The sequence below is a fragment of the Streptomyces solicavernae genome, from assembly GCF_029968095.1.
GTDB classification, from domain to species: domain Bacteria; phylum Actinomycetota; class Actinomycetes; order Streptomycetales; family Streptomycetaceae; genus Streptomyces; species Streptomyces solicavernae.
The window spans coordinates 1-14,259 of sequence record NZ_JASCIR010000016.1 but is presented as its reverse complement, the minus strand read 5'-3'; the positions used below and the strand labels follow the sequence as shown (position 1 = coordinate 14,259).

Sequence of the window (14,259 nt, the reverse complement as noted above, 5' to 3'; positions counted from 1 at the left end):
GCGCGATCCGCGCGGACTGGGCCGAACTCGCCTCAGCACCCGGATCGGGCGCGTTCACCTGAGGGCAACCGACTGTTCGCCTCGCCACGCTGAACTCGGCCGAGCCGGCCGAATCACCACTCCGCACCACTCCGCACCACCTGCACCACCTGCACCATCACGTACCAACACGCACCAGCGCCAGAATTGACAAGCCATCCCTGGGGGTCCTGAGCATGGGGGTCCTGACACCCCGTACGCGTACGAGTACGAGTGGAACCCGCGCACTGCAGCGGGCCATTGGCGTACTCACAGTCACGGGGATGTGCCTGGCCGCGGCCCCGCCCGCCCTCGCGGCCTCGGGCTCCGACCACCCCGAATTCAGCCTCGACTCAAGCTCGGACTGCGAATTCGGCGGCAAGAACATCGAGTCCACACCCTGGTCCCTCCAGCGGATCATCATGAACCAGCTGAGGGACAAGGCCACCGGCAAGGGCATCACCGTCGCGGTCATCGACACCGGCGTCGACGACCGCAACAAGCAGCTCGCCGGTCAAATGGCCCCAGGCGGCGAGGACTTCGTCGGCAACACCGACGGAACCGAGGACCTTCAGGGCCACGGCACGCGCGTCGCCGGAATCATCGCGGCCAAGAAGATCGCCGGAACGGGCTTCCAGGGCCTCGCGCCCGAGGCGAAGATCCTCCCCATCCGCTACACCGGCGGACAGACCAAGGACGGCAAGCCGAAGCAGGGCAACTCGAACACGATGGTGGCGGCGATCAACCACGCGATCGAGCAGGACGTCGACATCATCAACATCTCCTCGGACACGGCGGACCGGAAGGACGTGGCCCCGCTGCGCAAGGCGGTGGCCCGCGCCGTGGCCAAGGACATCCTGGTAGTCGCCGCATCCGGCAACGACGGCTTCGACGCCAAGTCCCAGAAGACCTACCCCGCTTCGTACGACGGAGTGGTCGCCGTGGCCGCCTCCAACCGCAACGACGAGCGCGCCTTCTTCTCACAGGCCGGCGACTTCGTCGACATCGCCGCACCCGGCGTGGGCATGGTGTCCACGGTCCCGCGGGGCGGCCAGTGCACCGCAGACGGCACGAGCTTCGCGGCCCCGTACGTCGCGGGCGTCGCCGCCCTGATGATGGAGCGGTACCCCGACTGGAACGCCAAGCAGATCACCGCCCGCATGCAGGAAACCGCCCAACGCCCCACCGCAGAGCCGAACCGCTACGTCGGCTGGGGAGTCGTCGACCCGATGGCCGCGCTGTCCAACAGCAGCGAACCGGGCGAGACCCCCAAGCTCGCCAAGCCCAAGCGGGGTGGTGGCGAGGTTACGGCCATGAAGGTCACCATGGGGGAGACTCCGGCTGAGCGGGAACAGCGGATTGCGACTTATGTGCTGGGGACCGGGCTGCTGCTGGTGTTCGTGGCCGGAGGCAGTGGAGTCGCCATCCGGGATTGGCGGCGCAAACAATCGCCTTCAGGCTCGAAGTAACAACATCAAGCACTTGAACCGCAGGGGAGAGGAACGGGGAAATGGGCGACAGCACGGGCATGCGGGTTGACCTCAGCGCGCTGGACGAGGTCGTGAGCAGGCTCAGGACGTTGGTCGACGACATGGAGGAGGCGGGCAAGACCTCCAAGTACCGGACCGACATTCCGCAGAGCGCTTTCGGACAGGCAGGAACCTTTCTTGAGGCCGGCGACCTTTTCAATGCTCACGAGACAGCCAAGTCCGACTTGAACCGCGCCATCACGGATCTGCAGGACCTGATCGAGAAGTTCGGCACGAGTACGTCGAAGGTCAGGGGCAAGTACACGGAGCAGGAGTACGCCACTAAGGAGCAGATGGGGGGCGGTTCCGGAAAGTGGGAATAGTGGCATTCGTTCAGGAACCGTTGCTGAGGGGAAGGGGACACCATGTCCGGTGAGAAGGAACAGAAGCCAGTACTTGAGTCAGCGACGTGCGAAGCGGGTCGTCCGGAGACCACGACGCAGTTCATCAACTACTCACTCAAAGAGCTCAAGCAGATGCTTGAGGGCACGGACCACAAGAGGATCGAGGAGACGAGCCAGAACTGGGGCCATGTGCACCGGATCCTGGCTGGCGGTGAGGATAATATCGCCGACCGACTCGACAAGGCCGTCAGTAACGTCCTGGAGCACTGGACTGGCGAAGCTGCAAACTCGTTCGCGAAGAAGGCTCGCGAAATCTCGCAGAGCATCAGGAACGCTGCTTGGTATGCCGACCTGAACAAGGGACAGTTTGGCGAAGCGGCCGAGTACCTGAAGCTGTACAAGCCTCAGCTTGATGCCATCAAGGAGCCCGACCTCCTGGATAAAGCTGGTGACGCCCTCACTGACTGGTCCTGGGATAACGGCGAATCCACAGCCCATGACCTCAACAATAAGAACATGACTGCCGCTCAGGTGGCTGAGGCCAATGAGGGGAAGATCGGCGCTAGCCGAGAGACTCAGCTACAAGCCGTTGCGGTCATGGAGAACCTGGGTGCTCAGTACGCACGGGTTGCTCGGAACCTGAATGGCAACAAGATTCAACAGGACGACAACCGCAACATTAAGGACCCGGACGGCACCATCGAGTACCCGCCGCCGGTCACTGGAGGTGGCGGTGGTGCGTCCGTGCCTGGGGCGGGTGGTACCACCAAGCCGTGGAGCGCCGGACCGCCGAAGGGTATCGGCGCTGCCCCTGCGGTCCCGCGGGACAAGGGCATCACCGGAGGATCGACAGTTCCGTCTGTGAAGACGAACACCGACAGCCTCGCTCCCGGCCTGACAGGTAAGACCTCGCTGCCTGGCGGTGGCGGGGGCCTTCCCGCCGGTGGCGGCGGAGTTCCTGGTGGTGGCGGACCTGGTGGAGCCTTTGTGCCTACCGGTGGCGGCGGCCCTGCAGGAGGGGGACGCGGAGGTCTGGGCGCGGGTGGTGCCCGCGGTGCCGGCGGCGCCGGAACTGGCCGAGGCGCCGCTGGCCGCGCTGGCATGGGCGGCATGGGTGGCGGTATGGGCGCTGGCGGTCGCGGTGCTGCTGGTGCAGGCGGACGAGGTGCGCTGGCCAAGGCCCGTGGCGGTGTCGTCGGTGCGGCCAAGGGCATCACGGGCAAGGGCAGCGGTGGCGGTGCAGGTCTGCACGGCAGCCGCGGCGGCTCTCAGCGCGCGGGCATGGGTGGCGGCATGGCCGGAGGAATGGGCGGTCGTGGCGGTCGTCGCGGCGAGGAGAACGAGGGGCGCGACCGTCCCGACTACCTCGTCGAGGACGAGGAGACGTGGGTCTCGGAAGAGGACCGCAAGCGGAACGTGCCGAAGAACATCGAGTAGTTGGCTGAGCGAGCCGGGCGCATCTGCGACCGGCTCGCTTATGAAGGCTGGCGGATCCAGTCGCAGTTGAGTGAGGAGCAAGGAATTGGGAGTCAAGCGAGTCTGGTCCACGACGGGAGTCGCGGCATTGACGGGAGCTTTGCTCCTCACTTCGGCCCCTGTGGCGTCTGCAGACTACATCCGTGATCAGCAGTGGCTGATGGACGTCTACACCATGGAAGAAACCTGGGGTGTAACTCAGGGTGAAGGCGTAACTGTAGCGGTCATTGATACTGGCGTGGATGGTAGCCACCCTGATCTGACCGGGCAGGTCTTGAAGGGCAAGGACTTCACCGGTGGTGGCGATGCTCAGGAGGATGTAGAGGGGCACGGCACGGCTATGGCTAGCCTGATTGCCGCTCATGGGCACGGTGCCGATAATGCTGACGGAATGATGGGAATCGCTCCTAAGGCGAAGATTCTTCCGTTGCGCGTGCTGCAGAATGATGACGACAAGTTGCTCGATGATGAGTGGGCGACTGCAGTGCGTTATGCAGTGGATAATGGGGCCAAGGTGGTTAATCTGTCCCTCGGAGATGAGGGTGGAAAGACCCTACGCGTCGGCAGGGAGGCCATCGCGTACGCTCAGGATCACGACGTCCTTGTCGTCGCGAGTAGCGGAAATGAGGGTGGCGCAGTTGGCTACCCCGCTGCGCTCCCGGGCGTTCTCGCTGTAAGTGCGGTTGACGAGAACGGCGAGTTCTGGGGCAGCTCCGGCGCAGGCAAGGAGGTGGACCTCGCTGCTCCCGGTGTTGACATCCTCTCCGCTAACCCCACAAACCCCAAGGGTTACGACCTATCCACAGGTACGTCTGACTCTGCCGCCATCGTCTCCGGAGCCGCAGCCCTAGTCCGCTCCAAGTACCCCGACCTGACCGCAGGCCAGGTGGCCAACCGCCTCATCAAGTCGGCCTCCTTCCTCGGCAAGAAGGGCCTGAAGGCGCCCGACGACAAGTACGGCTATGGAGTGCTCCGCCCCAACAAGGCCGTCACCATGGACATTCCCAAGGGGCCGAAGGAAGGCCCACTGGGGAAGCTTCCCAGTGATACGGCGTCGAAGGCCGGCGGTTCCGAGGCCGGTGAGAAGAATGGCGCGAGTGGCAATGAGGACTCTTCCTCCAGCAGTAACCTCCCGTTGGTCATCGGTGGAGGCGTTGCTGTCCTGATCGTTATCGGTGTCATTTTCGCTGTGGCTCGCGGTCGCCGCGGCTGAGGAATCCATCGGGTAGGCCCGGAGCGCGTAGCACTGAGAAGTGCCATGCGTCCTGGGCTCTCGATATTCTGAGTTCCCTGCGAAATCCCCGGGGTCGTTTTCTTAGGTGCATTGATGAGTCGCGTAACCTCGGGGGAGACTCAAACTGCGGCAGGGGAATGGCGCTGGTCGCCTCAGGTGGAAACCTAGTGGCGACAGATCACGGTATTTCGAGCGGTTACGCTGAACCGAGCCAACTCTCCAGACCTCGCCACTGGCCAGGAACGTGACGCCCCACTGCCGTCGTCGAAGTGGGGGCATGACTCGTGCAATCACCTTCCTGCTGTCGAGTAGTGTCATTGCAGGAGCGGGTAGGCTCGATATCCTGATGAGTTCTGGAAATCGCGAATCAGGTATGGATGAATCGGGAACTCCTGGCCATCACGCGGAATGATTCGGAGCGCACTCGCGGGCTGCCCATGGCGCTGGAGGCTATTGCTGGAGAGGCAGGCCTCTGCCGTCCCAGTTCGAAATTCCTGGCAGAGAAGTAACGGGCTGTGGTCAACGAGCGTTACCGTCCCTCTGCAGCGCAACTGCCGCTCAGAGCATGTGCGGTGATGGGAGGAAACTGAGCGTTGAATGGCTCATCGCGTAAAGCCCCGGTGGGTATTGTGTTGGGGTTCACGGTAGTGATTGTGCTGCTGGTTGTCGGGGCTATTGTGGCGGGGTCCGGTCCCGAAGAGAAGCGGGAAGCCCCGCATGAACTTGCGCTGCCCACAAAGCTCGTAGACAAGTACCAGTTGCACAGCTCAAGCGATGCCGCTCCTCGTGGGGACGGAGCATGGGACCCGGTTGATGTGAAGGACTGGACGGGCGTGGCGGGGAAGTATGCGGTTGCGATCGATCGGCCTAATGTCAACGGTGTGGTGATTGCCGGGATGTACGGCGACATCGCGCACCCCGAGCGGGTACGGGAGTCGCTCTTGCGGGGGACGGCTGACCGGGACGACACCAAGTTGGCAGTGAGGCCTGAGGAGTTCGTGATCGACGCGGACGGCCCGGAGTGGAGCTGCCAGGTGGTGGTTCGAGGGAAGGGCTTGAGCAAGACGACGCTTCCGGTCTGCGCCTGGGCCGATGAGAGCACCGCCGGCAGTGTCCTCTTCCTGAGCCCGCGGTACATGACGGAACCACCTGCTCGGGTGGATCTCGACCACGCTGCGCGTGATGCGCATGCGATCCGGGATGAGCTTCGCAAGCCGGTTGAGTGAGGTGGGCCGTGCGAGGTTGCCGTGTTTGCGTTGATTGAGCGCAACTCCTGCACGGTACTCGCACGGCCCCCTCGGCCCTTGCTGTCGCGAAGCTTGTAGGGTGTGCTGATGTCATCGGGGAGGGAGTCGCGGGAGGGGCGAGCGGTATTCGCCGGGCTCCCGCGGCCGTGACTTCATCGTGAGGTCTGCCGAGTTGCTGTCCCACGTCTGCGTGTGGAATGTCGCTTGACGGTCCCTCGTCCACAGCTTGCTGTCCGAGGGGAGTCATGTCCTATCCGCCGCCGCCCCATGGGTCGGGAAATTCAACTGGGCCCGTAAATCCGGGATATCAGGGCAATCCGGGAAATGTTGGGGGCTACGCCACTCCAACTCCGCAACACGGCCAACCAGTTCAGGGCAACGGTCCCTACCCGCAACAAGGTTGGCAACAGCCGCCGCCCGCCCCGCCGACGCCTCCGGGGGATTCCGGTGACGGCAAGGGCTTCAAGCGCGTCGTCATCGGCCTGGTGGTCGTAGCGGTACTGGCTGTCTTCGGCGTGGGTGGTCTCGCCCTGTATCAGACACTCGGTGGCGCTTCCATGTCGGCCACCGACGAAAGTGGCGGCGAGGAGATCGTCAGCGACGAGGAGATCGCCTCGCTGCTCGTCGGTCGCACCAAAGCGCTTGCCGGCGGAGACGAGGAGGAGTACCTGGCTCCGTTCACCGGCAAGGCGAAAGACACTCAGCGGAAGATCTTCAAGAACCTCCGCAAGCTGCCCCTCGAAGAGGCCAAGTACAAGGTCATCAAGCAGACCGGTAGCGGCACGGACGAGTACGGTTCGGACGATGTGTCCGTCAGCCTCGACATCGCATTTGTGCATCAGATCAAGGGTGTTGACGTTCGCCCCGTGTCTGAATGGTATCGATGGACCATTTCCAAGGAGACCGCTGACGACGAGCCTCGCATCACCGAGGTCGGCGGTTCACCTTCCGCGTACGGCACGAAATCGGCAGTCTTCTACCCTGCGCCGTGGGATGTGTACGACGACATGTACGTCAAGCGCGGCCAGAACTCCATCATCATCGGAGACAAGAAGAATTCCGCTTCGATCGGCCGCTATGCGCCGATCGTTGACCGGGCCGCCAAGTCCGACCTTTCTCTGTGGAAGTCGAAGGGGCCGGGCACGGAGAATACTCCCAACTCGTTCCTCGTCATTCTGGAACCGGACCGGAAGAAGTACATCGAGCTCTACAACGCCTCCAAGGACGACGTCGGCTATGACGCGGGTCAGAGCGTTCCCATGCCGGCCTTCAACGAGAACTTCCGCGGAGGGAAGGACGAGAAGCTCGACTACGGGGGTGCTCGCATCAAGATCGATACCTCCTCCACCCAGTTCAAGGGTTCCGCGTGGAAGCGTGGCGTAGCCGCCGTCTCACGTCACGAGATCGCTCACGCTCTGGTGCAGCCCCTTGACCTGGGCACCTACACCGCCTTCGGGCCGGGTGACAACTCCGTTCGCACCTGGGTGGCCGAGGGCTTCGGGGAGTATTTCGGACTTCGAGGAGACCGGGAGTACGCCGAGTGGTCGGTGAAGTCGGGAACCGAGGACCTCAACTTCGACGGCAAGCTCCCGGATGACGACTTCGAGATGGCGAACTCGGTCGGCGCCAACTATGCCCTGAGCTATCTGGCCATTAAGTTCATCGCCGACAAGGCAGGTGAAGAAGCCGCGCTCGGCTTCGTGGCCGCTCATTACCAGAAGCCGAAGAACATCGATCAGCAGCTGCAGAACGCCACCGGTATGGGCAAGCAGGAATTCGAGGCCGCCTGGGCCGAGTACGTGAGGAGCAAGCTCTGATGAGCACCAATGGGCCTACTCCGGGAATGAATCCCCACGGGCAGCAGCCTTTCCCGCCTCCTCCGCCTCAGCAGGTCCCCTCCACACCGCCGCCGGGCACCTACGCGCAGCCCGGTGTGCCGCCGCAGCCGCAGCAGGCGTACGGGTACCAGCAGCCGGCTCCTGGGCAGGGGCACCAGTTCCCCGGAGCGCCGGGGCCTGTGCCGCCCGCACAGCCGCGAAAGAAGAGCAAGGCCGGCCTGGTTGTGGTTCTGGTCGTCGCCCTCCTGCTGCTCGGTGGCGCGGGTGGTGCGGCCTGGTTCCTCCTCGGCAACTCCAGTGCCGAACCGTACTGGAGCGTTCCCACCGATGCCGAAGCGCTGTCCACCGTCGACGAGGTGGACGGAACATGGTTCACGGACAAGGCCGTCGTTCAGACCTGGGCCGGCGGTGTGAAGGCATTCAACAAGCAGACGGGCAAGCGCCTCTGGGCCAAGCCGCTGCCAGGCTCCGGCAATGTTCCTTGCATCGCGCCTGCTCAATCCTCCGGGGACATCGGCGTGGTCGCCTACGGCGCGTCGACCACGGACGGGTTGACGGAGTCGTGCGACGGCGTGGTTGCGTATGACCTGAATTCCGGCGAGGAACTGTGGCACAAGGAGTTCAAGGCCAAGGCAGATGCGCCGGGTGACCTCAACCTGTCCGTCGCCCGTGCAGGCGAGGTCGTCGTCGTTCAAACAAGCAAGGAGCTGCGGGCGCTGAAGGTCTCCGACGGAAGCGTCGCGTGGGATGCGGGCAAGCCTCTCAACAAGGACTGCGAAAAGGTCTCGTACACGGGCGGGCAGAACCTGATCTGGATTCGTTCCTGCTATGCCGGAGATGCCTTCAAGGACACCGAGCGGTGGTGGAAGGATGTAGCCCTCATCGACCCGGCCACGGGCGAGTCCAAGTGGATGGAGAAATTCCCCAGCGAGCAGGCGGAAAAAATGAGCGTGTACTCGACATCGCCGCTCGTCATCCAGAACGGGTCCAAGGGCCTGGTGTCGGTGGATGAGAACACCGGCCGTACGCTGGCCAAGTTCGAAGGCGGCGAGGCCATCAGCAGCTACGGCACCTGGGCCAAGAGCGGCAGTCCACTGAGGACGGTAACGAGTGTCGGCAATATCTTCGTGATGTCGGGCAGCGACCCGGGCGATTACGAAGGCGGCCGCCAGTCGATGATCGCTTTCGACCTCAACACCGGCAAACAGCTCTGGAAGACCAAGCCGGAGAAGGTGATCAACCTGTTCCCGCTGCACACGGGCAGCAAGGATCGTATCCTCGCGTACGAGGACCGCGCCTCGGATCCACCCAGGCTCGTCGAGTTCTCGGCGAAGGACGGGGCCAAGAAGACGGTTCTCGAATACGCCGACGGCGTGCAGGAGTCACTGAGTGCGACTGCACAGCCGTTCTGGAACGCGGACCGTGTGTACGTGTCGAGCATCGAAGGCAGCCTGTCGACGTCTGCGGACTCCTACGCGCTCGTGGCGTTGCCAGGCAAGAAACAGTGAACCTGGTTCTGTGAACTGACCGGTGGGCAGCGGCATATGTCGCTGCCCACCAGTGCGTCCAGTCGATGTCCCGTGGCGGTTGGACGCCGCGGACGACGCCCCCTTCGCCCAGCTTGCGACATGTGCTCCTGTGTGTGGTGTGGAGATCTTGCACCGGTAGCGGCGGGTAGGTCGCTGTGGGTAACGGAACGGTCAAATCCCTTGGGCTGGGCGGTAGTTTCACGCAGCCGCCGCGTCGTGTGGGGTGCCGCCCTGCGGCTTCGCGGTGGGTGCATTCGTACGGTGGAACCATGGACGCAGGGGGATCTGGGGCAAGTGACGGACGAGTTCTACATCGGCCACAACGCGTTGGAGAAGCTGAGCGGCGCCTTCTCGCGTGAAGCGGACCTGCTGGGCGAGCAGTTGGCGAAGTTCAAGCCCAAGACGGACAGCGAGGCCATCCATGACGGGTTCGGGTTTCTCACCGAGTCCGAAGAAGTGACCTCCGCCTACATCGAGTTGGCGGAGGCGATGACCAAGGCGATCGAGGGGCTCCAGGAGCACGCGTACGCCGTTGGCGACAACCTCGACAAGAACTCCCACAACTCCGCGGCCGCCGACAAGGCGATCGAGGAGCAGTTCAAGGGAGGCGGCCAGTGAGCGACGAGTCGGTTGCCGAGAAGGTTTACGAAGCCGGGCTTGAGCTTGTCAATCCCGGTGGCGAGCCCGATGTGCTGCGCGATGCCGCGAAGGCGTGGGGCGACATGGGGGAGGCGCTCGACAAGTTCGTCGTGCACGTGGACAAGGCGGTCCGGGAAGCGACCGGGAGCCAGTGGTATGGGCCTGCCGCCGATGCGTTTCTCCTCCACTGGGGCGAGATCAAGAAATCGGTCGAGGAGGCTCAGCCGTCCTTTGAAGAGGCCAAGAAGGGGCTGAACGAAGCGGCAGACAAGATCGAGGAGATCAACGACGAGATCCACCAGATCTATCTGGAGATCGGCGTCACGATCGGTGTCTCCGTGGCCACCTCGTTCATCACGCTCGGATTCTCCGCCGCCGCGGGTGCGGCGAATGCCGCGCGGCTCGCGGGGCAGGCGACTGCCGCCGCGGCCCGCCTCGGCCGCATTCTGGCCACCATCGCCCAGTGGTTCCAGAAGCTGCGGAACATCAAGGGCTGGGGCCATGTCTTCGCGTTCGCCGGGCGTACGGGCATCGAGTTCGGCAACGGCGTCGCCACCAGCATGCTCAGCGGCAAGGGCCCCGAGTGGGAGAACAACCTGGTCGGCGGTGTCGCCGGAGCCGGCATGGGGAAGGTCGCTGACCTCGCTCTCGGTGGCCGGCTGGGCGGTGGCATCGGGGAATCGATCGGCATCGGTGTCGCGGGCGGCGCCTCCGGCAGCATCCTGGGCGACGCGGCCAACGCCTCCGGCCCCTGGGCCGACAAGGACGACGAATTCGATTGGTCGCAGGCGCTGATCGGAGCGGCGGCCTCAGGTGCGGGCGGCGGCGTTGGCGGTGGCGTCACCCATGGCTCCAGCGGTGGCGCGGACGGGGCCGCCAGTGATGGAGCAGCCGGTGATGGAGCGTCCGGGGGCGGTACGTCGGGCGGCGAAGGCGGGAGCAGTGGTTCCGGGAGCGGTGAGTCCGGGAGCGGCGGTTCCGGGAGCGGGACAGGGAGTGGATCTGGGGACGGCTCAGGTGGCTCCGGAGCCAACGGCAACAGTGGCAACAGCGGTGACGGCAGTTCCGGCGCCGAAGGCAGCGGCACCTCCGACAGCAGCCCCGACCAGCTCACGGACCAGCAGCGCGAGACCCTTCGCGACGAAGCGGCGGGAAGCCGCATTGGCCAGGAGTTCGGCGTCGCCGGCAACCGGATGAAGGAAGCCGACAGCCTTGAGGACGACCTCGAAGAGGACCAGCAGAAGACTGCCGACCAACTCCGGGGCCACGCCAACAACACGAGCCTGGTGGATGATTTCGGGTGAACGGCAACGGCAACGGCAACGGCAACAGCAACAGCAGCGGCAGGGGCAGCGGCAGCGGGAACGAGAGCGGAAACGAGAGCGAGTACGTGATGGTGAACGAGTCGCAGCCTCCGCCCGCCACGGACAAGGCCGTTCGTCTCGGTGGTCCGATCGGCTGGACCGCTGTCGCCGCCCTTCTCCTGCTGTTCGCTGCCTGGTTGTTCCTGCAGGCCTCGCTGTTGCGGAACGTCCTCGTGCTCGTGGCCGCGCTGATCGCGGCCTGCTGTACCGCCTGCGGCATGCTCGTACGCCGCAACGCCGGCCGCCCGGACCGTCCGGCCGTGCACCGTGGCCTGATCCAAGCTGCCGCCGTGCCCGCGGCGCGCGCCGGTGCGCTGCCCGGTCGCCTGGCGGGGCTGGGTAGTTGGCGCAGGCGTGAGGCGTTGAGCGCCGTCGCCGGGTTCCTGGTGGCTCTCGCGCCGCTCGCGCTCGGCGTCGGCAGCCCAGTGCTCGAAGGCAAGGCCGCCGATCTGGTGGCCGCCGGTCACGTCGTACGCGAACTGCGCGTGGAGTCCGTACGAAATGTCGAGGAGGACGAGCACAAGAACGGCAGCACGTACTTCTGCACCTCGACGGTCACGCTGCCACCGGCCGACGGGAACGGGCCCGGCACGCGTGCCGAGTTCCGTTCCGAGTGGGCGGACGAGTGCACCGCAGGGGCGCGGGCGTTTGTCGCGTACGCCCCCGAGGAGCCGCAGCTCGGTGCGATCGGGGACAACGAACGAGCCCTCGTCGAGCGGCAGGTGAACGGGCGTGCGCTCAGCAATTGGTGGACCGGCATCTTCGCGCTGCCCGCCCTCGGCCTGGTGGCCACGCTGATCGGCTTCGCCGCGACGGCCCGGCGCGACGAGCGGTACCCGAGGGAGCTGCGCGGCGACGAGTCCGTGCTGCGCGTCCGGATCACCGGTGGGTTCGCGAGCGGTGACAACGGGGCGCGGCCGCTGCTGCTCGCCTCGGACGCCGGGACGGTTGAGTTCCACTCGCACGCGCCCGCCGTCTCGCTCGCGCGGGCGGCCATGGGGGTGCAGGGGTTCCTCGTATGGCACCCGGAGCGGAACCACACCGGCGGGCGCAAGGGGCCGAACCGTATCGGCGCCGCGTTCGTCAGCGACGACGGCTGGTACGTCCACGGTGCCCTCGACCCCGAGGCCTCGCAGGCGCAGGGCAGCGCGGGTGTTCAGGGGACGGCGGTCGACGCCGCGTACGAGGCACGCCCGCTGGACCTGGACGCCGGCTGGGTCCTCAGCCTTCCGCCGCGCCTGGCGCAGGCCCTCGCTGTCTGGGCCGGGCTGCTGGTGCTGCTCGCCCTGCCGCTCGCGCTGCCCGGCCGGGTGGTGCTCGGCATCGTCGGGTCCGCGGGACTGCTGGTCTTCGGGACCGTCGTCGGCATGATGCGCTCGGACGCCGACGAGAAGGAGCAGCGGGTACGGGCGGGCGGCGCCGCCGAGGGCTAGATGATTGAGTCCGATGTCTGTGCTGGCCGCGACCATGGCGAAGGGCGCCCGTTGGCCTGAGTGTGACTTCTGACCTGGACGCCCTTCTGGCGGCACTGTACGTGTTCATCGACGACCATGTGGCTCCCCGTCGCCGGATCCGGGCGACCTCCGAAACTGACGGCCGCCGCGCCGACATCAGCCGTCGGCGTCCCGGCCGATGCCCCTGTGTGTGCAGACGACCGGGTCGATCAGGGAGACCGTCGGGGCGTCGGGGCGTCCGGGTGCGGGTGTCACAGTGCTGCCATCGTTGGCGTACGGACTGCCCAGGACGCGGTCGTACGCGCGATACTGCACGGGACGAGAGTGAGGAGCAGCGACATGGGCAGGCACGGCGGTAACTCCCCGAACCCGAGTGGCCCGCAAGGCCCTTCCGATGACGAGCGGGGCGTGTGGGACGAAGCGCTCGAACCGGAGCAGCAGCGCGCGCTGAACGCGTCGCTCCGCCAGGTCAGGGACTTGCCGGGGGCGAGCCCCGAGCTGCAGGAGATGGCGAAGAAGCTGCTGTCGGGGCGGGTCTCGCTGCGGGACATCGTGGACGACCCGTCGGGCTCCCGGGTCTTCGGCGGCGGCGACCTCGCGAAGCTGCGCGGCCAGTGGGAGTCGGCCTCGGAGGAGGAGCGCGACCGGCTGCGGAACACCGAGGCGGACGAGGACTCCGGCCGCGACTCACGCAACGAGGGCGGGCGGGACGGGACGGACCGGCAGGACGGACGGGACGGGCAGACCCGCAACTCGCAGGAGGGCGAACGCCCGAAGAAGAGCCAGGGGCGGCACAGCGGGGGGTTCTCGCTCTACTGATCCTGTCGACGGAGGTCGCGTGGTGCGTCAGCTGTTGCGCTCGCGGGCACGGTTCTTCTTGTAGAGCGCGATCGCCTGCTCGGTGGGGAAGTTGGGCGTGGCGTAGGTCTTGCCCTTCTCCTTCGACACGACGACTTTCCCGCCACCGGGAGCGGCAGCCTTGAGCGGGACTTCGTCCGGGTACGCCAGGGCAGGCAGGACCGGATACACGAGATAGCCCTCGTCGAATTCATGCACGGCAAGCTCGGCGCGCGTACCGTCGTCCAACTTCGGCTCGGCGTAACAGCTGTGGAAGATGGCGAGTGCTTCCTCGGGGGTGGTGGGTGGGCGGTGCTCAGGCTGCTGGTCGGGCGACTCGGGCTGCATGTTGTGCCTCCGGTAGGGGTGCGTTCGGTTGTCGCCGAGGGCGGTTTCCCCTGCTTCGGCGGCGCGGTCCAGTCACCTCACCGGAGCGACGCAGCACGGCCAATCCCACCTCGACCCCCCATCCGGCTGGTGAAGTCGACCCGGTCCAGCTCCACGCACAGCTGCACATCGTCGGGGTGCGCCCCGAGCCGCCGCCCGGCGCGCAGTTCGGCCGTGGCCGGGGAGGTGCGGGCACAGTGCAGGTACGGGGTTGGGTTCCGGTTCAGAACAGTCCGTGCCACATCTGTTCGACGATGAGGGACCACCAGGTGTCGGGGTTGGCTTGGGCGGTGGCGTCGATGGCGGCGAGTTGTTCCTGGAGTTCGGCCACTGCCGCGCCCGCTTCGTGCGGGTTCATGCCCA

Annotated in this window: 13 protein-coding genes and 1 pseudogene; 12 read left to right on the top strand and 2 right to left on the bottom strand. The window is 65.7% G+C overall.

Annotated elements, in window-relative coordinates; all coding sequences use genetic code 11:
* Nucleotides 1-302: 302 nt before the first annotated feature.
* The 11 genes and pseudogenes from mycP (QIS99_RS19195) to QIS99_RS32440 all read left to right on the top strand — a co-directional run.
* A complete protein-coding gene (mycP, locus tag QIS99_RS19195; RefSeq protein ID WP_282514773.1) occupies nucleotides 303-1,487 on the top strand; it encodes a type VII secretion-associated serine protease mycosin in 1,185 nt (394 codons plus the stop codon).
* Between the two features lie 41 nt (nucleotides 1,488-1,528).
* Nucleotides 1,529-1,870, top strand: coding sequence for a hypothetical protein (locus tag QIS99_RS19190; protein WP_282514772.1), 342 nt, complete (start codon nucleotides 1,529-1,531; stop codon nucleotides 1,868-1,870).
* A gap of 42 nt (nucleotides 1,871-1,912) precedes the next feature.
* On the top strand, nucleotides 1,913-3,328 hold the full coding sequence (locus QIS99_RS19185) for a hypothetical protein (RefSeq protein WP_282514771.1): 1,416 nt from the start codon (nucleotides 1,913-1,915) through the stop codon (nucleotides 3,326-3,328).
* 199 nt (nucleotides 3,329-3,527) lie between these two features.
* Nucleotides 3,528-4,580, top strand: a complete 1,053-nt coding sequence (gene mycP / locus QIS99_RS19180) for a type VII secretion-associated serine protease mycosin (protein ID WP_282514770.1) — start codon at nucleotides 3,528-3,530, stop codon at nucleotides 4,578-4,580.
* Nucleotides 4,581-5,254: 674 nt separating this feature from the next.
* Nucleotides 5,255-5,827, top strand: a complete 573-nt coding sequence (locus QIS99_RS19175; RefSeq protein WP_282514769.1) for a hypothetical protein — start codon at nucleotides 5,255-5,257, stop codon at nucleotides 5,825-5,827.
* Nucleotides 5,828-6,093: 266 nt separating this feature from the next.
* Nucleotides 6,094-7,665, top strand: a complete 1,572-nt coding sequence (locus tag QIS99_RS19170; RefSeq protein ID WP_282514768.1) for a hypothetical protein — start codon at nucleotides 6,094-6,096, stop codon at nucleotides 7,663-7,665.
* A complete protein-coding gene (locus QIS99_RS19165) occupies nucleotides 7,665-9,194 on the top strand; it encodes an outer membrane protein assembly factor BamB family protein (RefSeq protein ID WP_282514767.1) in 1,530 nt (509 codons plus the stop codon). Before QIS99_RS19170 ends, QIS99_RS19165 begins: the two co-directional genes overlap by 1 nt.
* A gap of 315 nt (nucleotides 9,195-9,509) precedes the next feature.
* A complete protein-coding gene (locus tag QIS99_RS19160; RefSeq protein WP_282514766.1) occupies nucleotides 9,510-9,833 on the top strand; it encodes a hypothetical protein in 324 nt (107 codons plus the stop codon).
* Nucleotides 9,830-11,158, top strand: coding sequence for a WXG100 family type VII secretion target (locus QIS99_RS19155; RefSeq protein WP_282514765.1), 1,329 nt, complete (start codon nucleotides 9,830-9,832; stop codon nucleotides 11,156-11,158). Before QIS99_RS19160 ends, QIS99_RS19155 begins: the two co-directional genes overlap by 4 nt.
* Nucleotides 11,155-12,651 carry a hypothetical protein gene (locus QIS99_RS19150; protein WP_282514764.1) on the top strand — a complete coding sequence of 499 codons (1,497 nt, stop codon included), beginning with the start codon at nucleotides 11,155-11,157 and terminating at the stop codon, nucleotides 12,649-12,651. Before QIS99_RS19155 ends, QIS99_RS19150 begins: the two co-directional genes overlap by 4 nt.
* A gap of 62 nt (nucleotides 12,652-12,713) precedes the next feature.
* A pseudogene (locus tag QIS99_RS32440) lies at nucleotides 12,714-12,819 on the top strand (IS982 family transposase); the annotation flags it as partial.
* A 9-nt stretch (nucleotides 12,820-12,828) separates the two neighbouring features.
* On the opposite strand, the gene QIS99_RS19145 reads toward QIS99_RS32440, so the two are convergent.
* Nucleotides 12,829-12,987 carry a hypothetical protein gene (locus tag QIS99_RS19145; protein ID WP_282514763.1) on the bottom strand — a complete coding sequence of 53 codons (159 nt, stop codon included), beginning with the start codon at nucleotides 12,985-12,987 and terminating at the stop codon, nucleotides 12,829-12,831.
* 93 nt (nucleotides 12,988-13,080) lie between these two features.
* On the opposite strand from QIS99_RS19145, the gene QIS99_RS19140 reads away from it, so the two are divergent.
* Nucleotides 13,081-13,491: a SadB/YajI family lipoprotein gene (locus tag QIS99_RS19140; protein WP_282514762.1), complete on the top strand. Its 411-nt coding sequence runs from the start codon at nucleotides 13,081-13,083 to the stop codon at nucleotides 13,489-13,491.
* A 27-nt stretch (nucleotides 13,492-13,518) separates the two neighbouring features.
* Here the strand turns inward: QIS99_RS19140 and QIS99_RS19135 are convergent, their stop codons facing one another.
* Nucleotides 13,519-13,857: a hypothetical protein gene (locus QIS99_RS19135; protein WP_282514761.1), complete on the bottom strand. Its 339-nt coding sequence runs from the start codon at nucleotides 13,855-13,857 to the stop codon at nucleotides 13,519-13,521.
* Between the last annotated feature and the right edge of the window lie 402 nt (nucleotides 13,858-14,259).